The sequence below is a fragment of the Sphingobacterium corticibacterium genome (assembly GCF_004208525.1).
Classification (GTDB): domain Bacteria; phylum Bacteroidota; class Bacteroidia; order Sphingobacteriales; family Sphingobacteriaceae; genus Sphingobacterium; species Sphingobacterium corticibacterium.
This window is the reverse complement of sequence record NZ_SGIT01000004.1, coordinates 328081-353707: the sequence shown is the minus strand read 5'-3', so window position 1 is coordinate 353707 and position 25627 is coordinate 328081. Positions and strand designations below refer to the sequence as shown.

Below are 25627 nucleotides of genomic sequence, written 5' to 3'. Positions count from 1 at the left end.
ACGATCCCGATCTTACCGGAAGGGTTCCCATCAGCCATTAAAGCAAAAATAAATAGATGAAATTTAAAATTGGAGATTTTGTTCGCTTTGTAGACGAACCCATTGAAGGGCACATCACTTCTTTTCAGAACAACGATATTATAGGCGTAACGGATGATTCTGGTTTTGAAATCCCCGTCCCTGCTAATAAGATTACCTTAGTGCACGGCAATATGCGCCGCGACGATGATGAAACGACAGAAACAAAAATAACAGCAACTCATGCTCCTTTCGTAGATCGTGGAATTTATCTAGGTATAGCCGGAGAACAAAAAGATGGTCTTGCCAAGTTTTTCTTTATTAATCATACTTCTTATGATATTTTGATAATCGCAAATGAAATTAACGGTACAAAACGTACCGGAATATTCGCAGAGAAGATATTAGCTAGCGATTTCGTCCAGTTTTATTCCGCAAATTTCACGAACATCGGTAAATGGCCAAATTTTGAAATACAAATCCTTCGTTACAGTGTATCACCCCATAATGCAACCCCAATCCTACATAAGGAATTTCGCGTAAAACCGCTGGACCTCCTTCATACGAAAGAAAATGACCACCTTTTGGGAATAAAAGTATGGCGTTACGAATTGGATAAACCAGAGGAAAACATTGGGTTAGACAAACTGAAAGACCACTTTATCTCCCACCGACCAAATCAACGCTAATAGGTATAATGTCGTTAAAAAAATAATGACCTACCTCATTTATTACTATTTGAATTTATGATTCTAATCACACTGCTAAAACCGAAAACACATAACACACTAATAAACAGCATATTTAACAAAAATTTAACACTATTTAAAACCATTCTAAATTCATTGTATTGACAGATTTTTGACAGAAAACAAAGGCTTTTAGTCTACATTTGCAGGGATAAAATAATGGAGCAAGATCTAGGCCTTGAAGAATTTAAAAGTAATAGCATTTACCCATAAACATGTCGAATTAAAAGACTTGGGGAATTTGGTCATCTGCAACGAAGAGTTAGAAGATCGCTTAGTGAATCTGAAAACGACGTTGGATATTCCAGAGATTTTCTATATCGCGACGTGTAATCGCGTTGAATTTGTTTTTTGTGGGGGGCATGAATTAAATGATGAATTTGTGGCTGATTTCCTGCAACAAATGAACTTCTGCGTCCCTGCAGAGCGCCTGCAATGCTATTTAGGGCAGGTTACCCGTTATACGGATACCGATGCACTGAATCATCTATTCCGGATGTCTTGCTCGCTAGAAAGCCTGGTTGTTGGCGAAAAAGAAATTCTGGCACAGGTACGCCGTGCCTATGAAAGATGCCGAAAAGCCGGTTTTACAGGCGACTATCTACGCTTGGTTATGGATCGTTTGGTTAAGACTGCTAAAGAAGTCTACACCTACACAAATATTTCTCGTAATCCTATCTCGGTCGTTTCGTTAGCTTATCGTAAATTAAAAGAAACGAAACTACCGCCAAATCCTCGCATTCTAGTTATCGGCTCGGGAGAAACGAATCAAAATCTGGCTAAATACCTAAAAAAACATCAACATTCAAATTTTGTTGTTTTCAACCGCACTTTGAAAAATGCGCAGAAATTAGCGCGGGAATTAAATGCAGAGGCTCATTCTTTATCAGAATTGGCGCATTATAAAAAAGGATTTGATGTGATGATCGTATGTACTGGTGCGCCAGAGGCAATCATTAATACACACCTTTATCAATCCCTTCTTCAAGGAGAAACGGACAGAAAAGTAGTCGTTGATTTAGCGGTACCTAATGATGTTGACGCCGAAGTAGTGGCACAGTTTCCTATGCAATACATCGAAGTCAGCAGTTTGCAAGCTATTGCCGAGAAAAACAAACAAGACCGTTACGCCGAACTGGAAAATGCAGATGCAATTATCCAACAAAATATTCAGGAATTTTTACCTGTTGTGAAGCAACGCCGTGTCGAAGTTGCGATGCGTGAGGTACCCGAAAAAATCAAAGAAATCCGCGCCTTTGCGGTAAATGAAGTGTTTGCCCAAGACCTTCAAAATCTCGATCCTCAAGCACGCGAAATATTGGAAAAGGTCATCAGCTACATGGAAAAAAAATATATCAAAGTACCCATGGTTATGGCCAAAGAAATTTTGGTTCAAAACTCCCAAACGGAGATTAACTAATATCGCGTAAAGAAAAAATATACCATAATTCTGACAAATACAGTCGGGATTGTATCCCTATTTGGTTAAATTTACTCCAACAAATATTTTCAAACCATTTAAGCAGCAGTAAACAGTGAACAGAAAACTTATCATCGGAACTAGAGGTAGCCAACTGGCCTTATGGCAGGCGGAGTTTATCAAAGCAAGGTTGGCGGATATTGGTGTAGAATCCGAATTAAAAGTCATTAAAACCCAAGGAGATATCATTCAGCACTTGCGATTGGATAAGTTAGAGGGTAAAGGATTCTTTACCAAGGAGCTCGAAGAAGAGTTACTTACCGCACAAATTGATTTGGCTGTTCACTCCCACAAAGACTTGCCGACAGTAAATCCTCCGGGGTTAATCATTGCCGCCGTATCGGAGCGGGAAGATCCATCGGAACTGCTAATTGTTCACAAGGACTGTGTAGATATAAAAAAAAGGCTATCGCTGAAACACAATGCCTCCGTCGGCACCTCATCCAATCGACGTAAAGCTCAATTATTATCTTTACGGCCTGACTTAGAGTTCACGGACTTACGTGGTAATCTACAAACACGTGTTCAGAAATTACGCGACGAGAAATATGATGCTATTGTTTTAGCAAAGGCGGGTATCTCCCGCATAGAGATGGATTTATCCGACTTTCACATGGAAGAGATCCCACCTATAGAAGTTATTCCCGCTCCAGCGCAGGGTGTCTTAGCTGTACAGATTCGGGAAACGGACCAAGAGCTGTTTGATCTTTTACAGAAAATACATGATAAAAACGTGGCGGACGTCATCGCCGTGGAACGAAAAGTACTGAATTTATTCGATGGCGGTTGTCATGCTCCATTAGGCTGTTATTGCCGTGAAACAGACGATGGCCAATACGAAGCTTGGACATCTATTGCGGAAGACAATGAAGATTTCCCAAATCGTCTATATACACGGGCAGAAAGCACCAATGGGATGGCTGATCGTATTTTTGCGAAATTCCAAAAGGAAAGAAAACTGCCAAGTAGTGTTTTCATTACACGCGACTTGGACGAAAATTCCTATTTGGGCCGCTATTTGGCGAAACATAACATTCAGGTGGATGCACGTTCGTTAATCAAAATTTATCCGACGATCAATAAACTAGATTCTTTTATCCTCAAACGTGCGGATTGGATTTTCTTTAATAGCAAAAATGCTATTGAGCATTTCTTCAAATTAGAACCTTGGATCTTAAAAAAAACCAAACTTGCCGTATTAGGCAGAGGTTCAGAAGACGCTTTACGTAAGTATGGTCGTGTAGCTGATTTTTCTGGCGATAATTTAGGGATCAAGACAGAAGATATTGCGAAAGAATTCGCTAAACTTGTTGATGGTCAAACGGTTTTTATTCCCCGGGCGAAAGATTCTTTAATGTCTATCCAAAACGCGCTTACGCCCGAGACGACAGTGATTGATATGCCTTTCTATGAAACTGTAGTACAGGAAAATGTGGGTAAGACCAATGCTGAGGTACTTATTTTTACAAGTCCCAGCAATGTCATGGCCTATTTCCAAGAGAACCTCATCGATCCCGGACAAAAAATTATCTGCATTGGTCATTCTACGGCTAAAGCAATAGAAGTTATGGGATTACCTTATACACTCCCTTTCACACCCGATGAAATAGGCTTATCCGAAGCTATTTTTGGGCTAGACTATGAATAAGTTTAAAACACGAGAAGTAGAAACACATCACAAACATCTAAATACCACGAACATGTTGCACCGTCCAAGAAGAAATAGAAAATCCGCGGTTATTCGGGATATGATTCAAGAACACCATCTCTCGGCCGCCAATCTTATTTTCCCCCTATTTATCATAGAAGGACAAAACCAGAAAACCGAAGTTTCTTCCATGCCTGGGATATATAGACATTCTATAGATCATTTGCTACGCGAGGTAGAAAGTTGTATGAAGCTTGGGTTATATGCCTTCGATCTTTTCCCCAACATAGACGATTCACTGAAAGATAAATATGCCACATTAAGTTATAAAAAGGGAAATTTATATTTAAGAGCTATCGAGGAGGTAAAGAAAAACTTCCCCGAAGCCTGTATAGTAACGGATGTTGCGATGGATCCGTACAGCTCGGACGGACACGATGGTATTGTAGAGAACGGGGTTATTCTGAACGACGAAACATTAGCTGTTTTAGGTAAAATGGCCCTTGCTCATGCAGAAGCAGGTGCAGACATCATCGCACCATCCGATATGATGGATGGACGCATCGGTTATATCCGTCAGTTGCTTGACGAAAATGGATTTTCACACGTTTCGCTTATGTCATATACCGCAAAATATGCTTCGGCTTTTTATGGTCCCTTTCGCGACGCGCTTAATTCGGCACCAAAGGCCGGAGACAAAAAGACCTATCAGATGAACCCTGCAAATTCACGCGAGGCGCTCATCGAAGCCCAATTGGACGCGGAAGAGGGGGCGGATTTCCTCATGGTTAAACCCGGACTTCCCTATTTGGATATTATTAAATTATTGCACGATAATTTTGATCTACCGATTGCGGCATACAATGTTTCCGGTGAATACGCTATGTTGAAAGCGGCTATTCGTAATGGTTGGTTGGATGAAGAACGTGCTATTATGGAAACATTAATGAGTTTTCGTCGTGCTGGTGCAACTTCGATCTTAACGTATCATGCGAAGGAAGTATTGGAAAAGAAATGGTTATAGTATGTTCTTTTTCCCGTAAAAAGAACCAAAACCTCGTCGCTTAAAACCTTTGGCATAAGGGATATTACAATAATGGTATTTCTACATCCGCCAAAGCTTTTGATGCGACATCAGGTGTTAAGGATGGTGTAGTACAACCCTTAAAATCTAATAAAGTTTATAATTAACAAATTGCAAAATGAAACAACTACAAGATATTTCCCGTAAAAAATCTGCGGAGCTTTTTGAGAAAGCAAAAGATTATTTCCCCGGCGGGGTAAACTCTCCCGTTCGGGCATTTAAATCAGTATATGGTACACCGCTTTTTATTGAACGGGGAGACAAAGCCCGGATATGGGATGCCGATGGTAATGAATTTATCGATTATTGCTGTTCGTGGGGGCCCCTGATTTTAGGGCACAACCATGATCAAGTACGCGAAGCGGTATCCCAACAGTTAAACAAAGGACTGAGTTTCGGCGCGCCGACCCGATTGGAAAATGAGCTAGCGGAATTGATTTTAACCCATAATCGCTACATCGAGAAAATTCGTTTTGTGAGCTCCGGAACAGAAGCCGTCATGTCTGCTATCCGTTTGGCAAGAGGTTATACAAAAAGGGATAAAATTGTAAAATTTGAGGGCTGTTATCACGGACATTCCGATTCCTTATTGGTGAAAGCCGGTTCTGGCTTAATTACTTTCGGCGAAACATCCTCTGCCGGTGTACCGAAAGCATTCGCAGATGAAACCATTGTTATTTCTTTAAACGATAGGCAGGCTCTTGAAGAGGCTTTCACATCGTTTCCCGAGCAGATAGCCGCCGTTATTATCGAGGGTATTCCAGCAAACAATGGTCTGCTTATTCAAGATAAAGACTATATCCATTTCTTACGTCAAATTACGAAAGAAAAGGGGGCTTTACTTATTTTCGATGAGGTAATCACTGGTTTTCGTTTAGGCTTCGAAGGAGCAGCAAAATACTACGATATACAACCCGATATTATCACCTACGGAAAAATTATTGGGGGAGGTATGCCCGTCGGTGCATACGGAGCTTCCAAAGAACTTATGGCACATATTTCACCTGACGGCGGTGTATATCAAGCGGGCACCTTATCCGGAAACCCCGTCGCTATGTCTGCGGGTATTGCCGCGCTACGCGTATTAGCAGAGCCCGACTTTTATACCAAACAGGAAACAAAAACCCAAGAGTTTGTCGAAGCCATACGCATCTATATAAAACAGAAAAACTATGCGGTACAGGTTTTCACGGTTGGCTCTATTTTCTGGTTTGCTTTTACCGATCAAACAAGTATCAAGCGAGCCGACGAAATTGATCCACTTTCCATGGAAAAATATAAAGTGATGCACCGTTCACTGCTGAATCAAGGGATATACTTCGGTCCGTCAGGATACGAAGTCGGGTTCATTTCCAGTGCACACACCCCCGCAGATTTGAATCAAACGATCGAAGCCATTCAAATCGCTTTAGATTCCGTTTTTGCATAGTAAAACTTTTTTCTGTTATATTTGTTCAATAACAGAAGTAGTAAATCATAAAAAATAATTAAATCAAAAGGTATGAAAATGACCAATTTGAAAATTGCCCTAGCATTTGTTGCTGCATCAGCGACACTTGTGGCATGTAATCCAACTACAAAAAATACAGATGGTGAAACACAGGATACTACAGCTTTGGCTGACTCTGTTGGAAGTATTGCCGTAAATCCTTTAGCGCATGCGAAGGAGTTTCCGGGAGCAACCCTGGAAATCGCGTCAATTACAGCTGAAAAAGTTGGCACAGATTCCGCAAAAGTTACCGTTAAATATAATGTTAGCAATTTTGAACTGACCGCACAAACAGAGCATGACCACCACATGGCAAACTCGCATGACGGACAGCATATCCATTTCATTTTAGATAATGAGCCCTATGCAGCGTTGTATAAGCCTGAACATAGCGTGACGGTCGCCCTCAACTCGGAGCACTATTTGATGTCATTTTTATCACGCTCGTTCCATGAGTCGATCAAAACAAATGACGCTTCTAAATTAGTAAAGTTTAAAGTTACTGCGGATGCTAAAATTGAAGAGTTACCAGATTCAGGACAAGCGGCGTTATTCTACAGCCGTCCGAAAGGAGAATACAAAGGGGAAGACACAAAATCCTTATTATTAGATTTTTTCATTGTTAATGGCTCTTTAGGTGCAGATGGTAACAAGGTTAAAGCGGACATCAACGGACAAGAATTCTTGCTAGATCAATGGGTGCCTTATGAAGTATTGAACCTCCCTATGGGTGAAAGTACATTTAAGCTGACACTTGTTGACAAAGACGGTAATGCTGTAACAGGTGATAACGTTTCTGTAGAGAGAAAGATTACACTTTCTGCGGAATAAGAATTAAAATCAACAAAAAAGTAAAGGCAGACTATACATCTGCCTTTACTTTTTTGTTTGTATACCGAAAGATAGACCAAGCTCCTAACGCGACAATAATACCAATAGATAAGGTAATCCACAAGGCTTTATGATCTGCGATAAGCGCCAGCACGATGAAGATCAATGATGTAATAGCCATCGTACGTGCCAAGACTTTCAGACCGTAACGGTTCTGCTCTTCGCTGCTCTGCTCTTCCGTATCTTCCTCTTCTGGCTGATTTGCAATACGCTGTTGCTCTTCCTTATAATGTATATAATCCCGAGCAATTCCCTTCCGGCTTCTTGCCCACACCTCGTATCCCGCTAACAACGCAAAAGGGATAACAGCGCCCGCCAACATCTCCTCTGCCCTACTTAACGAGATGCCGGTCAACAAAGAATGTAGAAATTTAAAATATACATTAATAGCTAGTCCTAAAACAGTGCACCAAAGAATAGAATGTCCTGTGTGGTGCTTGGAGAACAACGCCCATATCGGTGGCCCGTACAGTGAACAGCCTGTTACCGCCCCCACACTCAATACAATCTCTACGATCCCTCCAGCCGACGGCACTAATAATGCAACAACAATGGTCATTGCTCCAAAGATTACAACTGCCATTTTAGCAACAAACATTAACTGCTTCGGCTTGGTATCAGGTCTTACCGATTTATACAAATCGTTCGTAAATACGGCGGCTGCAAGATTTAGGGTGGTATTCACCGAACTTGCCGTAGCGAATACCATACCACCCAACATGAGTCCGATAAGTCCTTTCGGGAGCACTTCTTTACACATCATCAAGTAGGCTCCTTCGTTTTCTAAACCGGACAATTCGGGATTAATTATCCTGTAAATCATCGGGGGTAACATCCAGATAAATGGACTGATAAGATAAAGACCGGCAAATAAGTATCCCACCTTACTGGCTGATTTAGGACTATCCACTGTCGTATAACGCTGCACATAAGCCCAGTTTCCGCCAATAAATATCCCATTGTAGGTAGCGAATGCGAGTAAAAAAAGCCAGGAATATTCCTCGTTCACAATTTGGAAAAAGTCTGGAGGGGCATTTGTAAACAATTCCCCCACACCACCTATGCGGTCAAACGCCAATGGAACAACAATAATAACCGCAGCCGTCAGCACAATAAACTGGACGACATCGGTTATCATGACACCCCAAAGTCCGCCCACAACGGTATACAGAATGATCAAGATCCCTAACACCAAAATACAAGCTTCGATAGAAAAACCGGTAGAAACATTGATAATTTTTGCCACAGGATAAAGAAAAGCACCTGTATACATCAACGAGATCAACAATATGAGATAACTGTAAAATTTCTGGACACTAATTCCCAACCGACGGGATACGAACTCCGCCGCTGTCAGCGCATGGGATTTTTGCCAAGCAGGTGCTATAAATATCCCAACAGCAAGACCTCCCAAACACATCGTCATCTGAATGGCAATCGCTACGAAACCATGCTGATAAGCAATAGATCCCCACACTACAAACGTACCCGCCGAGAAAAAGCTCATAAATAGAGACAAGCCACTGATTCGCCAAGGAACTGCCCCACCTGCAGCAAAATAGGACTTCATGGAACTGCCTGTTTTTCCAAAAGACAAGCCTGCTGCTATAACAATGCCCGTAAAGAGCAGCATAATGATATAATCTAAAATCTCCATCTTTCTATTTAATTATAGCAGCGAACGGAAAATAAGGAAGCGGGAACATTTTCTGAAGGACGGTCGACCACAATGGTCAATGCACTTGTTATAACAGGCTGTTCTAATTCGATTCGATTCATACTTTGATAGTTATCTTCTTTTTCAAAAACAATATGCCCCTGATCGTCTACTATTTTATAATTCCGTACACAGAACGGCATCACATCTTCGGGATGTCCCATCAATACACTCTCCATCGGATGGTCGTAATCGGTATCGAAAAATAAGTCTATCTGACGGATTTCTTGTGGTTCGTCCCAATTTATTTTTAATTGGGGTGCTGCATCTTCCAGCGAAGCTACCCATGCGTTAGGTGCCGTCGTCGGGCGATAGACACCTGTTTTTATCTGCTCGACACCAAATGACCGTAGCGCCGGTTCGACCTGTAACGCCAGATTGTGTCCATCCGGTCTACGTTGTGGGCACCAGAATTCAAACGCTTCCATACCGATATCTTCGGGCGGTGTCTGCTTGCCAAAGTTGGATACCGCTTTATTGATGAGGTTGAACGCCGTAAGCACACCGGTAACACGGGTATTCGTACGATATAACGATACCGCCGTATTTTCGAGAAAAGTCACAAACGCATATGCACGCTCCGGCATCGTTGCCGAAAACGACAGTTTAATTGTTCTTCTGCCCTTCTCCAGTAGAATACATTTAGTTTCCAGTGTAACATCCGGTGTATAATTTCCCGTTCGGCTGCTCATTCGCAATTCCACCCGCAATTCCGTATCTTCCGTTACATCAGCTTCTATCGTTATATCAGGGACTTTGCCTGCTTCCAAGGGCAGCATCTGTGCCACGGCGGTATCTATCGGCAGAGCAAAGTCTGCCTTTAGTGTCTCCAATTCGAAGTTGCTCGATGCATTCAGTTTTGCGTGCTGCACGAGGTCTCCTTCATCCTGTAATGCCAGTTTAGGAATATGTTGCCCAGATTTAAGAAGTTCCTGCTGAAGCTCTGGCACAAAGCCTTCTGTGAGGATATCGCGAGGGTAAAGATATTGTTTTTCCTTCGCAATATAGGCGGCCATACCGATGGCCTGACCGATATGTGCCGCTGTAGCCATGACGCGTGTGGACGCGAAAGCAACGTGTGTTGCGCTGATAAGCCGTCCTCCAAGGAACAGGTTTTTGATATTCTTACTATAAAGACAACGGTACGGGATTTGGTAAATACCTTTGGCATGCCATTGGTTACAACCAGGCTTCTCGCTGAACACCCCATCGGCGGGATGCAGGTCTATCGACCACCCCCCATACGCCACGGCATCTTCATGTTCGCACTGCTCAACAATATCTTGTTGGCGCAGCATATAATCCCCCTCAAACCGGCGGCTTTCGCGCTTTCCGGGGATCGTGCCGACCCATTCCAATGTCATGGTGTCTGCTTCGGGGAAATTGCCTGAATTCTTAACATAATCCCAGGCTCCATAAATGACTTTCCATAAATCCCATTTAATCTGTTCGGTGTCGTGTATGGTATCCATGCGCCCACCATGCTCTAACCACCATAATTGACAGCCGTGCTCCTTCGCATTGAACTTTCTGAATTTTGGCACTTCTTTCGCCACATCTAACGCAAACGCAGGTGCTTTATATTTCACCGGACGTCCGGTATCCTTCGTGTAGAAATACATGCTATGCCCCAAAAGCTCGCCATATTCCTCAGTCGGCGCAAATTTCTCTCCAAATTCTTCTTTTTTTTCCGCTCCCATTCTAAATGCAGCACCGGAAAGAAAACCCACGATACCGTCTCCCGATGCATCACAAAATAATGGTGCGTAAACGATATATTCCGTCGAATTTTGACTGCAAAATCCTTTTATCGAATTGATTGTATCGTCATTCTTTTTATGCACTTCATACACTGCCGTGTTTAACAACAGCGTAATATTGGGTTCAGCCTTGACCTTGTCGAGCAGAATAGCATCAAATAGCAATGGATTTCCTTCTTTATTGCTATAGGTATTCTCCACCAATATCTCGTCTATTACTCCTCCTTCACGACTCCAACGGTTGTTGTTACCGAGATGGGAAGTCGCTCCTAAAATCCATAGACGCACCTCGCTGGAAGAGTTCCCTCCTAACACCGGCCTGTCCTGCACCAGAACGACCTTGACACCCCGGCGTGCCGCGGTAATGGCTGTACATACACCCGAAAGTCCTCCGCCAACGATGGCAAGTTCCGTCTGGTGTGTTTCTCTCTTTAATTCCCTGCTTCCTTCAAATTCTCTTTTTATCATTTTTTAGTTTTCTTGTCTAAGGCCTCTACTCACGAACACTTCTTACATTTTCTATATAGACCGATTCACTCTTGGATACGTCAATCGCCTGTCCGTCGCCTATATAAGATATATCTCTAAAACTTGCGTCTGAAATTCCTTTTGCCGAAACAGGGTGATACGTAATCAAGTTCTTGACAAAAAGATTTTTAATATTGGAAGTATATTCTACAACTAACCCTTGATTAGAAGATTTATTGATAATCATATTCTCTACAAAGACGTTCTTAATTTTTAGTTTCCCAATAGGCATAATACGAATTGCCCGATGAGATATCGAATAGAAATCTTGCCAATTTTGCAGATATATATTGGAAATATCATCCGTATCGCCTGCATATATAGAACCACTTACCACATTTACATTCTCTTCCCCAGCTTTAGCTCCTGTATCCGTCAGACCAATATTGATGAAATCATCCCCACTTCTTCCTCTACAATTGTCAATAATGATATTCTTACATCCAAAGCGTACACCCAAACCGTCCTGGTTCAGAATCACTCGATCCTTACCGTCGATCGAAACAGCTTGCCTTACATCAAAAATAATATCGCTAATAATACCATTTCTTGCGCGCTCTAAGACGATACCATGCGCGTGATAATCTTTAAGCGTAATCCCACTAATTTCAAACCCGTCTACATGCGCCATAATAATCGCATGGTTACGCCATCCTCCTTTTTGATTCTCACCAGATTTGCCCGCGTCACTGCCATACGAATGTGTAAACCCAAGCCTTGGGTTTTGAGACAAAGTTTTGTTATGATCTCCAGTTGAACGTGGGTTATCTGCACCTTCCAACAGTACATTTCCCTTTCCTACAATCTTGATGTTTTTTAAGGTTTCAATACGAGATATACCTAAGCCTGTATTTGCAGAACGAATAAAATTGTCTCGGCAGAGATCAGACAATTTAATCTTACAATTATTCAGTTCTAATTCGATATCTGCAGGCAATAAGATAGCTCGATCAATAAGCCATACCGACGTTTTCTCTACTGCATCATACTTCGGAATAACCACCTTTCCTGTTGTATGTATAGCGTCATTCACCGCTCTTTGTATGCGTTCTATCTGACTACCTTTCGTATATAGGTTAGGCGACAAGTATGATTCCTGTGAAAAACCTCTTACCAAGCCTAATCCCAAGGTTAAAATTAAGGCTACAATTACAACTCTCAAATTACATCTCATATCTTTTCCTATTTTTATCGGTTCATTTATCGAAATCACTGAACTTTCACTTCACTCAATTTGAGCCATCCTTCTGTCGTTATCTCATCTTTTGCCGAAATTCGGATACCTATTTCGTTATCGTTACTCGTGTCAATAATACCGACCGCCCAATAATAATCTCCTACATTTACATCGGATATTTTGGTAGAATACTTATAACCTTTAGGATATCCTTTTATCCATTCCGACAACCTAGGCTCTTCATCTACCAGGATATACTGCGGCAACAAGTCTTCTTTGTCCAGCAAAGCAAACGCTACTTTATATTTATTTTGCCACTGCGGGATATTGGTCGGGCAATACCCCCAACCAAGATTATGCCATCGGTGTCCTATCGTAATATTCGCACCATTTGCTATCTTTGCCGGTAACGATAATCTATCTGGGTATAGTCTATAGCCACCCTCGGCAATAAATTGTTCCACTAAATAAAAAGCGTCGTTAAACCAAGAAAACGTCTCTCCATTCACAATATTTTTACTGTATCGTAAATCCAACATATTAGCTGCCGCACCCCTAGCTTGGTCTAACTCTCCTCTTCTAACGTCCGCATAGTTGCTATACCCATCTCCAGAAATCGATCCGCCATGAGAAATCTTTACCCAGCCCCCTTCGGCGACTATCGGGCGTTTATTTTTATATTTCCGAGCAAAGTTTTGCTCCCATGTGGTGTAATAACCTTTCATACCGAAAGCATCGTGCCGCAAAGAATATCCCTTTTCTATAGCACTTTCCAGCAATCTTTCCGAATTTGGATCGTAGTTTGATCCATCCCATGTTTGACGTGATAATATCCAGCGATGGTAATTGATCAATATCGGCACACGCTTAAACGCATTTGCATACAGACTTGTTACCCAATCAAACACAGCCTCTCGTGGACCATCGTCTGCTGTTGAATACCAAACGGTATGCGACTCACCCCATTTTCCTAATCCTGTACCGCTGATAAATTGGACAATATCCGGATCATCGTAACGATCGGCAAAGACTTTAATAAATTCTTCATAGCGTTTTTGAAAGACAGGATCGTCCGGATAAGGAGACCAAACACGGCTAGCAGTACCGGTTATCGTCTCATATCCTTGTATATTCGGCGAGTCCATTACATATTGTGGTGTAAAATTGTAATGCTTATCTCGGCTATCCACAATAAATGAAAAAGCAAGCTTTAAATCTCTTTCCAATGCACCCGACACCAAGTCCTTGAAACGCTTTGCAGGTTTAGTGTTCACATCTTCATCCCACACATACTTACCTTCTTCCGGATTAAAATCGGACCATGCACCACGGATAAAAAGTGTTGTCGCATAATCTGACACTTTAACCCGACCTTTGACGGACTGAAAGTTATCATAATCCTCCCAGAATGTGTCCGATAAACCATCTCCAAGACCTGCATAAATCACCCATCCATTCATGGGATTACGTAATAATTTTTTCCGTTCTGGCGTTACCTCGACTGTTACGTTACCTGCAACATCTATATCTTCACTCGTCTTTGATAGGACATCGTCTTTATCACTGCAAGCAACAAACGCTAGGGTAAGCGTAAGTAATAAAATTTTTGAAAACATACCATTTATTGTATTCATAATGATTATATTTTATCCTTAGTATTTGCTTTTTATATTCTATTTCGTGTCGAACGTTACTGTTAAATTTTTCACATCTACGACCACGAAATTTGTTCCCGATGGTATACAGAAAAACGCATATCGATTATCTCCCTGACCTTCTACTAGCGTCTGCGGAGCATTTGAATTAACGATAAGATATCCATTGCTGACATTTCGTTGTGCGGGTGCGCTCGAACCAAAAGCATACACATTGTTATGTATGTTGGATACAGCAAACCGTAATGATCCTGTATAGCTTTGTTTCGTAAACTCATCGGAGATTGTTGTCCTTGGCAAAGTAGCTCCCTTATATACGAATATATTCGGGTTTGCTATGCTTTGAACCATTTTGAAATCATTATGGAATCCACTGAATCCATTACCATCACCAGTCCAGCCATTAAATCCACCGTACATCCATAGTTCCGTGATTGGTGCAGTATATGGATTTTGTGGCAACACCGTATTATTCCAAGATACCACTTTAGGCTGTAGATCGGTATCCGGTGAATAAATTGTGATATCTTTGGTTTCAGCATGTACGATAATCCGGTAGGTACCCGGTGTCTGTATTTCCCAGTGGCTTGCTGTTCCGGCAGCACCTGTTTCTGCTTGCCCAAAGCTGGTTGTTATACCATCCTCGATAGCCTGTATTCCAGCAGAACTCGGCACAATAGACAGAAGTCGCTGTCCATTAAAAAGTATGGGCAAATAGAGTGTACCTGCGTTTAGATGACCTCTAAATGCATAACAATTATCGTCTTCCAACGTACGTTCCATCTGTAGTTCTGCGCCTATAGCCGTTCCTGCAATAAACAACCCTTCAAGGTCAAGCACATCGCTCGCAGGGACGATACTGATCTGCTTTGTTGACAGATTTACGGTAACACGATATTGACCCGCCTCTATTATTTGCCACGCGCCTGATTTCGTTATTTCCGATACCTGTATATCCATCGGCAGACCGGAAACTTCTTCCTTATCTTGCCGTGGACCAACTGCATTTACCTTTACGTCCTCGCCATAAATAATAGGGAAATAAATAGAGCCTACCGTCAAATCACCGGTATACACAAACATATTCGCATTACCCGAGACAGGCAACATTTCTATCTCATCTTTTGCAACGGCTGTTCCTTTCATAAATAATCGATTCGCTAAAAAAGGTGCAGGCCCATACGTTTTCACCTTGACATTTACGGTGGCTACCTCTGGAATAATTACGCGTGGGCCTTCTGTATTGGTCGTAATCCGAATTTGTAAAGAACTCGTTGCTCCCGTAGGCCTCTCCCAGTAGTCCACCAACATATTTTGTAATTCCTCATGGGTGTAGCTCTTTGATCTCTCATCTTGTGCAACATATTCGATGATTGCTGCTTTGGCGCTACCACCTACATACTCTATCTCAAAAAGATAGGATGTATTATATTCAAAACCGAGATCAGCCGCGGCTTCCCAAGATATAGTGAACGCGACATCATCAGGACGTTCTTCATCGAGTACAACTTCAATCGAAGAGGCCTCCATTTCCAAAGTATAATTATGACGTGAATACGCATCGTCTATTTCCAAATCATCACAACTAGTCACAATTAATGTTAGTACAAACATACAGAACGACAGTTTGATGAGATTATTTAATTTATTATTCTTCATATTTTATGCTGGTTTAGATAATTCGTTTTACGGAATAAGTTAGTATTTAGTATCCTGGATTATTGTCTGTGATCAAATTGGGAGATATTTCCAATTCCGCAGTCGGTAACGGCCAAAGATATTGACGCTCATCCCAGACGCGTTGCGAGAGGACCGAAATCAATCCAGCATTTTCCATCTGTGAAAAATCAGCGATGCCATCTTCATCAATCTGAGGTGTGTATGCCCAAAACCAATGACCTTTTGAAACCACCTTATCGATCAGTTCAGAAGCCGGGTATAAAATACCGTAGTTTTTCGTATTTAATGCTTTTGTCGCTAATCGCCAACGGATCAAATCCATATAGCGTAGCCCTTCATTGGCAAGTTCCACACGTCTTTCCAAACGCACAGTTCTTCGCAAAGCCGTCTGATCTAGACTTGTTATCGCCGGATACTTATCAGTCTCTGAAAAATTAACATTATATCCGCGAGCGCGCACTCTATTCATCGCGTCTAGCACCGAATTATCAATTTCATTTAATTCAATTTTCGCTTCCGCATACATTAGCAATACATCTGCGTACCGCATTATGACGTAATCCCGGTCTACAGTCCTACCATTCTGTGTCCACAATTCATTGATACCTTTCTTCCAATTTAACCCATTGTAGGAAGCGTATTGGTTAATTGCTCGATTATCTTGATTCGCCTGCATTGTCCCCGTATTATGATTCATGACCTGTGTCACCTCTGGGTGCGTATTGTATTCAAAACCCACATGTACTGTTCCAAACTCAACGATTGTCTTAGCGCAACGGGGATCTCTATTAGCGAAAGGATTATGCGGATCGAACAACGGCGATTCATCTATCGGCAAGCCGTCTGTACAAAGAAAAGCTGCTAGTAAATCCCAAGAGGGGGCAGCTGAACCATATCCACCAGCATTCCTAGTCAATTCATTATTGACAATCCACTGATCCAACACCACGCCATTGGAAATAGAACGCGGAAATGAAAATATTTTTTCCTGTGTATTCGCTTTGGTACTCGCTAAGAATAAATTTCCAAAGTCTGGATGTAAATCATACACTCCCAAATCTATACAATTTTTAGCTGCCTCAGCTGCCACGCTCCAATCCCCCATATATAATGCAAAACGTGCTTTCATGGCATAGGCTGCACCTTTCGTAAAGTGCACCGCATTGGGGCCATAAGATTCCGGAAGATGTGCTGCTGCACGGTCAAAATCTTCATACACTAAAGGAATAACTTCGTCCTTCGCCGTACGTGATTTTGCAAAAGCCTCGTCCAGACTGGGCGATTTATCATAGTAAACAACATCCCCGAAATAGCAAATCAGATCGGCATATTTACAAGCTCTTGCAAAGTACGCTTCTGCTTTATATTGATCAATCCTGTTTTGGCTAACATTTCCAGCTGCGGCGTCATCAATTCTCTCCAACAAAGCGTTAGCTCGTGCAATCAACTTATAGCTTTGTTCCCACAAACGGTATGCTTCCCATTGTCCACCATTTAAGGTCCCGTAAAGAATATCCATTCGATGTGTATTTCGATACGTAAAATTGTCTGTCCATTGCTCTGAATTTTCCAACGGCTGATTCCAATAACCTAGGATATAGAATTCGTTTACGGCCATATTTAGCTCTTCTTCTGTAGAATACCAAGTCTCACTGCTTCCCTCCGACAACGGCGCTAAATCCATATCGCTACAAGCATGAAGTATAAACAGCAATCCCAGCACGTATATTTTTAATATGTATTTCATCATTTTAACTTTTAAAAATTAACAGAAAGACCAAAGACTAATGTAGTTGTTATCGGATATGCGCTTACGCCCATTTCTGGATCCCAACCTGAGGGATATTTATTAACCGTAAACAAATCCGTAGCGCTTGCATATACATGTAGATTATGGATCTTGACTTTTTCCGTATATCTTTGTGGAACGGTATAACCCAGCGTTACATTTTTTAATCGGAAATAACGCCCGTTAAACATCCAATAATCTGACATGGCCATATTGGCTTCGATATTAGATCGCGTTAACCGTGGATATAATGCAGCGGCATTCTCTTCATTCGTATTAAAAGGACTCCAATAATGACCGTCAATAATAGCCGGGATATTACCAAAGTTAGCGCGAAGTGGTTCGACCATTTGTCGCTCTAGTCGAACATTCTGCTTACCTATTCCTTGAAAAGTCATCGAAAGATTTATATTTTTATAACCGGCGTGTACTCGACCACCATATTGAAACCGAGGTAAGGAGTTACCCAATGGCACCCGGTCATATTCGGCAGAAATAATGCCGTCCGGCACGCCGTCTGGACCGGAAATATCCATATATTTAATATCACCTACTCGTATTTGATTATTTAGCTTGGGCGAATTAGCTACATCCTCTTCGGTCAAAAATAAACCTTCATTTTTATAACCATACCATTCATTAAAATATACGCCAGATTCTTTGAGCTTGTTACCACTGATAACTCGCGTATCTTTCATATCGTCTAGTTTTGACAAAAAATCTGATAAATTGGCATTTACACCATAGCTCCAGTCCCCTTTCCGATCCTTCCAGCCAATTTCAAGATCAAAACCTTTGGTCGACATTTCTCCAGCATTCATTTCGGAAATACCTTGTCCGACAGATCCCGGGATATTGATACTAAGTAGCATCCCCGCTGTTTTCTTCCAATAATAGTCGGTCGTAATCGTTAAGCGGTTATCAAAAAAAGCAGCATCCAAACCGATATCGGTTGATTCTGTTTTTTCCCACGAAATATCTTCTACGGCCAATGTTCTTTGCGCTGCGGTGTTGTCAGATATGAGCTCTCCGTTTCGATAAAACAAAGCATTTCCAAAGGTCATTAATGACATATATGGATAGTAGCTACCAATTCGTTCATTACCTAATTTTCCCCAAGATGCACGAATTTTCAAGAAAGACAACTCTTTAAGATTAGCATTCTTTACAAACTGTTCCTCACTGATTACCCATCCCGCAGAGAACGATGGAAATGTACCCCATCTGTTGTCACGGTGGAAACGCGATGAACCGTCACGTCTGGTATTTATCTGTACCAGATACTTGTCGGCATAACTGTAGATGATCCGACCAAAATAAGAATTGTAAGTGTATGCTTGTGCATCCCCGCTATTATCGCGATAGTCCTCCGGACCTACATTCAGATAGGGGTATTGATCTAAAATATATTGATCTCTGGAGGCTCCCAGATTTTCCCATTTCTGATAATAATTTTCGTATCCGATCATTGCCGTAACATGATGCTTGCCGAACGATTTTATATAATTCGCTATTAATTGTGAGGTAATGTTATAATCGTCATTACGTTCCTCCGCCAACCGTGTAGTACTGTATGGATTGGCATTGTCTTCCAACCAACCTCCAAAGGCATTCGGATCAGTTGCTAAGGTGTAAAAAGCTTTCTTTCTGAAAGCCTTGCTCTTTGAAAAATTCATATAGGGTGACACAATAGCCGATACTTTAAATCCAGAAAAAGGTTTAATATCCAAAACACCTCTTCCTCCAATCTGCGTACTCCGCGCATCGCGATCGCCTCCCATCTGTAACAGACCATATGGGTTCCCCCCCGATTTACCTTCCGCGATACGTCCATCGTCCCAAGTTGCGGCATATATTGCCGGCATCTGCCGTAGCAAAGAAAATGGAGAATAATAAGGTGTCTGGTTTCGAGCATTTCGAACATTCATATCCAACGAAGCACCTATAATATCGCTAATTGTGAAATCGTTATTCACACGAAGCATGATTCGCTTGAAATTACGAATACCGTACAACCCATCTACATCGTCATAAGCTAATGAAGCTTTACTGCGAACTTTATCATTGCCACCGGAAACACCAATCGTGTGTGTCTGACGTAAAGAATAATCATCCAAAATTAAATTCCTCCAGTCGGTCAGCGGATAATTATTAGGATCAGCGTCATGATTAGAAATCCAATTTTTTACTTGATCTGCACTATAATCCTGATAGAACCCACCCACCGGATTGTCGTTATAGCGCAACTCATTAGCCATTTCCAGATAGCGGGTCACCCCTACCATTTTAGGCTGTATCGTCGGTATATCTGCCCCGAGCTCACCTGTATAGGTTAAGTTAAGACTAGAACGATTGCCTCTTTTAGTCGTTACCAAAATAACACCGGCAGCAGCTCGAGAGCCATAAATAGAAGCTGATGCAGCATCTTTAAGCACAGAAATACTTTCAACATCATTGGGGTTGACATGATCGATGCTTCCAGGAACGCCGTCAATAATAACTAAAGGTGCGGAATCTCCAATCGTCGTCACTCCACGGATATGCATACTACCAGCAGATGCGCCCGGTGCATTATTATCCCGTCGAACCATGAGTCCTGGCACTGCTCCTTGCAGAGAAGCTGACAAAGTTGTTGTCTTCCGCTCTGCCAAATCCGAGCCCTTTACCGAACTAACCGCACCCGTAAGATCCTTTTTTCGTACTTCGCCGTACCCCACCACTACAACCTCATCTAAAGACGACATCTCTTCTTCTAACGTGACGTCGATTGTTTTGCTAGTTCCGACGACCACTTGTTGTGTAACATATCCCACTGCCGAAAATATCAGTTCCGCATTTGATGACGATATACGGATAGTGTAAGCGCCCTGAGCATCTGTTACAGTAGAGGTTACAGTGCCAGCAACGTTAACACTAACGCCTGAAAACGCCCCTTGTTTATCGGACACCGTTCCCTTTACTAACATTTCCTGTTGCGCCCAGCTCCACATAGAATAAAAGACGGCTAACAAGGAAAAAACAATTCTGTGTCTTGTCATAATTATATTTGTTTGTTTAGTTGATTAATAGTTTATCTATTATTTGTTAAGATTTAGCAACATTCATATAGATCAACAGTAGCTGCTCCCCTTTCACGTTATTTTACGTCCGTATTTGTTAGCTTTAACCAACCCTCGGGCGTCATATCTCCTTTCACTGCCAACTGTATTGCTGGCCGGCTTTCCTTTGTAGTATCTACTATAGCTACCGCCCAAAAATAACGTCCTACAGGCACATCAATCTTCACATTATAGATATAATTCACTGGATGATCTTTCAACCAATCTGCGGGTTCACTATCTTGATCAACGAAAATCTTTTTCACCTTTCCTCTTTCGTCGAGAAGAGCAAACGCAACTTTATATTTAAAATTCCATTGTGGAATATTATTGGGCAAATACCCCCATCCCATATTCTGCCAACGATGTGATATAGATATTTCTTTGCCGGCTTTTACGATAGTGGGCAAATATACTTGATCCGGATATAAGCGATAACCACCTTCCGAAACAAAACGTTGTACTAAAGGAAAAGCTTTTTCAAACCAAGAATCAGTATCGCCTGCGCGGAAGTCCATCATATTAACGTGCGCATCTGCCGCAGTATCGAATTCCCCTTTTCGCACGTCTTCCGGGTAGTCTTTTCTGTAATTCTTACTCGAGTCAAGCCAATAGCGATGCGCTCCCGCTGTAATCCAGCCCCCTTCCATCAAGATTGGTCGCTTGAATCTCCACTTATCGGCAAACATCTTTTCCCAAGCCTGATAATAATCTGTCATCCCAAAGGCATCCTGTCGAAGACTGTACCCCTTGTTAATAGCTATTTCCAAAAGCTTTTCGCTGTTTTTATGAGGCTCTCCCCAACTTTCGGGATGTCCGATCAAACGATGATAGTTAATGATTAAAGGTATATGAGTGAAGTTTTTTGTATAGAGATCCGTCACCCATTCCAACACTTCCTCTTTCCACCTTTCCGTATCCTCCGCTGTAGCGTACTTTGGATCAGCATAAACGACATTGTGCGCCTCTCCCCATTTACCGAAACCGTATGCATCAATAAAAGCGACTTCGTCTGGATTGTTAAAATCCTGAGCGAATGCTTCAATAAATTTGGTATAATACTTTTTAAATATGGGATCTTGCGGAAGAGGGGTCAAACGGTCTGGAAAGGAACTATTTTCAATATAATACTGCGCACCTGCATCGAATACAAAGTGCGGGGTGTTCATACCTTGATCACGCCCGTCAACAACAATACGAAAGGCAATTGGCAAATCACGCTCTTTTGCCCCATTGATCAGCCGGCCAATTTGTGAATGGGGATTACGCCAAGCGTAGACACCCTCAGCTGGATTCAGTGATGACCAACTCGTTCGTATATAGCCCGCCGAGGCATAGTCTTTAACTTTGACAGATGTACCGATATCGGACACATAATACTCCTTATCCCAATAAGACGGTTCTGCGGTACGTCCAGCATACATCACCCAACCGTTCAATGGGTTATGGAGCACTGTTGTTTCGTCGTACAGCGGCGACACCAACATAGTTCCGTTTTCATCACTAATTTTTACCGATTCGACGTTTGTGATTGTAGCGATTCTTGTAAGAGCGTTTTGCTGTCCCAACATAACATTGGCGTAAAATAAAACGGCTAGCAGTAATTTAATCTTCATTGAATAAACATTTTTATATTTATGTACAATTCCAATTCTAAAAAAGTCATCGATTATATTTCCTTCAAAATTGGCGCCGTCCAAAATAGACTAAAAAAACTAGTCTGGTCTGGTGTGGTCTATAATTATAAAACAAACATAAGAGAAGAATATTTAAATACCAAATTTTTTAAAAAAAAGTTCTATTTATTTTTTTAGGTATTGCGCTGGCTTATTCTCCATCATTAAAATACGACATGGTCGGTTCTTCCGGACAGCTATAAACCAAACGTACATCTCTTTAAAGTAAACAGGTATAAGCACAGCGTATTTCCGAACAACTATAAACCAAATACATACCTCTTTGAAGTAAACAGGCACGCGTAGAGCTTATCTCCTGACATCGAGAAGCTAGATAGATGCCTCTTTGAAATAAAGACGTACAACCAAAACGTATTCCTGAACATCCAGAAACCAAAAGCCCACCTCCTTGAAGTAAACAGATACGCGTACACCTTATCTCCTGACACCGATAAGCCAGACAGATATCTCTTTGAAATAAAGACGTACAAGCACAGCACATTCCCAGACGCCTATAAACCAAATACGTGTCTCTTTAAAGTGAAGTAATACAAGGAAGCAATAAAGTGTAACAAGATAAAAGTCATGCTACGTAACATTCTTTAAACGATATACAACAAAAGCTCAAAGGTAAATGAAACCATGTTAAAAGAAAGTTAGACTATCTTAAAAGAAAACAGAATGGTATTATCCGACTTCAATTTTGCGCTCAATTTGTCTCTCTTTTTTCTATTTACGAGCCTCTTGTGTTACATTCGGTCCATCTACGCAACAAACTTCACTTCACATACATTTTTTCCAAAGTTGACAACGGTATTCTCTGATGAGTTTAGTTAAAAAGCAATGTATTTTGAAAAAAATAAGTTTGCCGACAACAATTTTCCATTTCGAGAAAGAAAATTCTCCAATTCCTACGGCAAAAACGCCATCGGAAAAGAGACAAATCCTTGCGTATTTGTCTCTTTTCCATACGACTTTGTGATAAACGTGTATGCCATTACATTCATGTTACGTAGCATGAAAGGAGAAAACACAATAAAAAATCTGGTCTGGTCTGTTCTTTTTATTGTTTTAACCGACCAAACCTAGTAGCTTTGCAGCTGTTGTATATTTAAAATCCATCATCGAAATTGAAAGAGATATCAGATTCTATACCCAACAATAGCACGCAGCGACTAAAATATATGCAGCTGGTAGATTATGTCATGGCACAGATAGCACAAAATGAATTGGCTATTAACGACAGGCTTCCCTCCCTCAACCAGCTCACAGCAGAACTCCGTATTAGCAAGGAAACCGCCCTAAAAGGTTTGCAATACCTTTCGGAAAAGGGAATTATTGAGTCAGAATACCGTAAAGGATATTATGTAAAACGCCTAAAGCTTGAACAGCGTTACCGTGTATGTTTAATACTCGACAAAATGAATATCTTGCGGGATCGCGTCTACCAGGCTTTTTTGGAAACCATACACGATCAGGCAGAGGTAGATGTTTATTTTCATCACCACAACTTCAAGGTATTTGAAAAACTGGTGGAAGAGAACCTGAACGGCTACACTCATTTTGTGGTCGTTACTTTCTTCCGTGAAAACCCCGCCCCTGTTCTAAATAAAATACCGGCACATAAACGCATCGTGATTGACCATAACGAGCATGGCCTAGAAGGTACATACAGCTGTATTTATCAGGACCATAAATCTGATCTGGTTGACTCTTTAACCACCTTATTGCCGCAACTGGAAAAGTATAAACGCCTAGTACTTGTTGCTCCATTGGAGGCTTTTCATGCCCAAGATTTAATTGCGGGATTCGAGGCATTTTCCAAAGAGCATAAGAAAAATCACAAAATCATTCATCAGGTCCAACCTGATTCTTTTAAGAAAGGCGATGCTTATATTACCTTTAGCCGATATGATCAGGATGATGTGGATATTATCAAACTCTGCCGGAAAAAGAGCTGGAAGCTCGGCCAAGACGTTGGATTAATTTCTTATAATGATACAGCCGTAAAAGAAGTGCTCGAAGAAGGCATTACCGTTATCAGTACCGATTTCCGTAGAATGGGAGAAGAAGCGGCTAACGCCATTTTGAATGAAGCACACGTCACCTTACGCGATCCGGCAATAGTTATTATCAGGAAGTCTTTGTAAAAATCAGAACCCTATGGGTTTCAAATTAAGCCCCGCCCTTTCATCCAGACCGAACATCAGATTCATATTCTGAACGGCTTGGCCGGAGGCACCTTTCAATAAGTTATCGGTTGCATTTAAAACCAACAGTTGATCACCATGTTTTTCCAAATGCATGATGCTCTTATTGGTATTCACGACTTGTTTCAAATCAATATTTGCTTTGCTTACCCACGTAAAAGGATGGCTTGCATAATAATTCTCGTAAAGTGTATAGGCTTCATCTTCCGTCAATTCCGAAGTTACGTATATAGCTGAAAAAATCCCTCTTGGAAATGCGCCGCGTTGTGGGATCATATTGATCCGTTGCATAGCCCGTTCGAGTAAGGATTGATCAGATTGCGGCAGAAAATTCGGCTGAAGCTGGTTCAACGATTCGGAAACCTCCTGCAGATGTTGATGTTCGAACGATTTATAAGCAGAAAGATTGCCACTACGCCAGGAAAAATGGGAAGTAGGCGAAGGTTTCTGCCCAGCACCTGTGGAGCCTGTTGTGGCATTGATATGGATCTGCTCCGGCAACAAGTCTTTAGCAGCTAAAGGAAGCAATGCCAATTGTAGATTAGTAGCAAAACATCCCGGGTTGGCAATATATTGTGCCGATTTTATCGCTTCCCTGTTGAGTTCGGGCAGACCATACACAAAATGCCCACCTTGATAAGCCGTATTAGCCTTCAACCGATAATCTTGCGATAGGTCGATGATTTTTACAGAAGGATCTACCGGATTAGTGTCCAAAAATTTTCGTGCATCGCCGTGTCCAACACATAGAAATAGCACATCGATATCCGAGTGAAAATCGGTAGAAAATTCCAATTCGGTATCGCCAAATAAATCGTTGTGAACGGCATAGACTTTATTCCCGGCATTCGACGCCGAATTAGCGAAAACTATTTCTACATCGGGATGATAAATCAAAACACGAAGCAATTCGCCCCCTGTATATCCTGCTGAACCGACTATACCTACTTTTATCATATTATTATTTGCTTCTTAACT

At 41.6% G+C, this 25627-nt stretch carries 16 protein-coding genes; 7 read left to right on the top strand and 9 right to left on the bottom strand.

What is annotated here, in order from left to right:
* Positions 1–56: 56 nt before the first annotated feature.
* The 6 genes from EWE74_RS18375 to EWE74_RS18350 all read left to right on the top strand — a co-directional run bounded on the left by EWE74_RS18375 (position 57) and on the right by EWE74_RS18350 (position 7299).
* The gene (locus EWE74_RS18375) at positions 57–707 is read left to right on the top strand and encodes a hypothetical protein (protein WP_130143108.1); all 651 of its coding nucleotides are present in this window, start codon (positions 57–59) and stop codon (positions 705–707) included.
* Between the two features lie 238 nt (positions 708–945).
* Positions 946–2187, top strand: a complete 1242-nt coding sequence (gene hemA / locus EWE74_RS18370) for a glutamyl-tRNA reductase (RefSeq protein WP_130143107.1) — start codon at positions 946–948, stop codon at positions 2185–2187.
* Positions 2188–2302: 115 nt separating this feature from the next.
* Positions 2303–3895, top strand: coding sequence for a hydroxymethylbilane synthase (hemC, locus tag EWE74_RS18365; RefSeq protein ID WP_130143106.1), 1593 nt, complete (start codon positions 2303–2305; stop codon positions 3893–3895).
* 52 nt (positions 3896–3947) lie between these two features.
* Positions 3948–4919: a porphobilinogen synthase gene (hemB, locus tag EWE74_RS18360; protein ID WP_130143152.1), complete on the top strand. Its 972-nt coding sequence runs from the start codon at positions 3948–3950 to the stop codon at positions 4917–4919.
* Between the two features lie 178 nt (positions 4920–5097).
* Positions 5098–6408 carry a glutamate-1-semialdehyde 2,1-aminomutase gene (hemL, locus tag EWE74_RS18355; RefSeq protein ID WP_130143105.1) on the top strand — a complete coding sequence of 437 codons (1311 nt, stop codon included), beginning with the start codon at positions 5098–5100 and terminating at the stop codon, positions 6406–6408.
* Between the two features lie 78 nt (positions 6409–6486).
* Complete coding sequence (locus EWE74_RS18350) at positions 6487–7299, top strand: hypothetical protein (protein WP_239018717.1); 813 nt, start codon at positions 6487–6489, stop codon at positions 7297–7299.
* Positions 7300–7330: 31 nt separating this feature from the next.
* Here EWE74_RS18350 and EWE74_RS18345 read toward each other — a convergent pair whose 3' ends face one another.
* The 8 genes from EWE74_RS18345 to EWE74_RS18310 form a co-directional block, all read right to left on the bottom strand.
* A complete protein-coding gene (locus EWE74_RS18345) occupies positions 7331–9016 on the bottom strand; it encodes a sodium:solute symporter family protein (RefSeq protein ID WP_130143103.1) in 1686 nt (561 codons plus the stop codon).
* Between the two features lie 8 nt (positions 9017–9024).
* The gene (locus tag EWE74_RS18340) at positions 9025–11304 is read right to left on the bottom strand and encodes an FAD-dependent oxidoreductase (RefSeq protein ID WP_130143102.1); all 2280 of its coding nucleotides are present in this window, start codon (positions 11302–11304) and stop codon (positions 9025–9027) included.
* 25 nt (positions 11305–11329) lie between these two features.
* A complete protein-coding gene (locus EWE74_RS18335) occupies positions 11330–12538 on the bottom strand; it encodes a glycoside hydrolase family protein (RefSeq protein ID WP_130143101.1) in 1209 nt (402 codons plus the stop codon).
* Between the two features lie 35 nt (positions 12539–12573).
* Entirely contained in the window at positions 12574–14175 is a 1602-nt protein-coding gene (locus tag EWE74_RS18330) for a DUF4832 domain-containing protein (protein WP_130143100.1), read from the bottom strand.
* 39 nt (positions 14176–14214) lie between these two features.
* Positions 14215–15855 (bottom strand): SusE domain-containing protein, encoded by a 1641-nt coding sequence (locus tag EWE74_RS18325; protein ID WP_130143099.1) that lies wholly within the window; start codon positions 15853–15855, stop codon positions 14215–14217.
* 46 nt (positions 15856–15901) lie between these two features.
* Positions 15902–17626: a RagB/SusD family nutrient uptake outer membrane protein gene (locus EWE74_RS18320; protein WP_206365295.1), complete on the bottom strand. Its 1725-nt coding sequence runs from the start codon at positions 17624–17626 to the stop codon at positions 15902–15904.
* 8 nt (positions 17627–17634) lie between these two features.
* Positions 17635–20703, bottom strand: a complete 3069-nt coding sequence (locus tag EWE74_RS18315) for a SusC/RagA family TonB-linked outer membrane protein (protein WP_130143098.1) — start codon at positions 20701–20703, stop codon at positions 17635–17637.
* Between the two features lie 98 nt (positions 20704–20801).
* Positions 20802–22379 (bottom strand): DUF4832 domain-containing protein, encoded by a 1578-nt coding sequence (locus EWE74_RS18310; RefSeq protein ID WP_130143097.1) that lies wholly within the window; start codon positions 22377–22379, stop codon positions 20802–20804.
* A 1190-nt stretch (positions 22380–23569) separates the two neighbouring features.
* Here EWE74_RS18310 and EWE74_RS18305 point away from each other — a divergent pair.
* Positions 23570–24589 (top strand): GntR family transcriptional regulator, encoded by a 1020-nt coding sequence (locus EWE74_RS18305; RefSeq protein WP_239018712.1) that lies wholly within the window; start codon positions 23570–23572, stop codon positions 24587–24589.
* A 3-nt stretch (positions 24590–24592) separates the two neighbouring features.
* On the opposite strand, the gene argC is transcribed toward EWE74_RS18305, so the two are convergent.
* Positions 24593–25606, bottom strand: a complete 1014-nt coding sequence (argC, locus tag EWE74_RS18300) for an N-acetyl-gamma-glutamyl-phosphate reductase (protein WP_130143096.1) — start codon at positions 25604–25606, stop codon at positions 24593–24595.
* Positions 25607–25627: the final 21 nt, after the last annotated feature.

Excerpts from the sequence above, each read along its gene's own strand:
- EWE74_RS18375 (WP_130143108.1), top strand. The coding sequence starts at position 57 with ATGAAATTTAAAATTGGAGATTTTGTTCGCTTTGTAGACGAACCCATT.
- hemB (WP_130143152.1), top strand. The coding sequence starts at position 3,948 with ATGTTGCACCGTCCAAGAAGAAATAGAAAATCCGCGGTTATTCGGGAT.
- hemL (WP_130143105.1), top strand. The coding sequence starts at position 5,098 with ATGAAACAACTACAAGATATTTCCCGTAAAAAATCTGCGGAGCTTTTT.
- EWE74_RS18350 (WP_239018717.1), top strand. The coding sequence starts at position 6,487 with ATGACCAATTTGAAAATTGCCCTAGCATTTGTTGCTGCATCAGCGACA.
- EWE74_RS18345 (WP_130143103.1), bottom strand. The coding sequence starts at position 9,016 with ATGGAGATTTTAGATTATATCATTATGCTGCTCTTTACGGGCATTGTT.
- EWE74_RS18340 (WP_130143102.1), bottom strand. The coding sequence starts at position 11,304 with ATGATAAAAAGAGAATTTGAAGGAAGCAGGGAATTAAAGAGAGAAACA.
- EWE74_RS18335 (WP_130143101.1), bottom strand. The coding sequence starts at position 12,538 with ATGAGATGTAATTTGAGAGTTGTAATTGTAGCCTTAATTTTAACCTTG.
- EWE74_RS18330 (WP_130143100.1), bottom strand. The coding sequence starts at position 14,175 with ATGAATACAATAAATGGTATGTTTTCAAAAATTTTATTACTTACGCTT.
- EWE74_RS18325 (WP_130143099.1), bottom strand. The coding sequence starts at position 15,855 with ATGAAGAATAATAAATTAAATAATCTCATCAAACTGTCGTTCTGTATG.
- EWE74_RS18320 (WP_206365295.1), bottom strand. The coding sequence starts at position 17,626 with ATGATGAAATACATATTAAAAATATACGTGCTGGGATTGCTGTTTATA.
- EWE74_RS18315 (WP_130143098.1), bottom strand. The coding sequence starts at position 20,703 with ATGACAAGACACAGAATTGTTTTTTCCTTGTTAGCCGTCTTTTATTCT.
- EWE74_RS18310 (WP_130143097.1), bottom strand. The coding sequence starts at position 22,379 with ATGAAGATTAAATTACTGCTAGCCGTTTTATTTTACGCCAATGTTATG.
- argC (WP_130143096.1), bottom strand. The coding sequence starts at position 25,606 with ATGATAAAAGTAGGTATAGTCGGTTCAGCAGGATATACAGGGGGCGAA.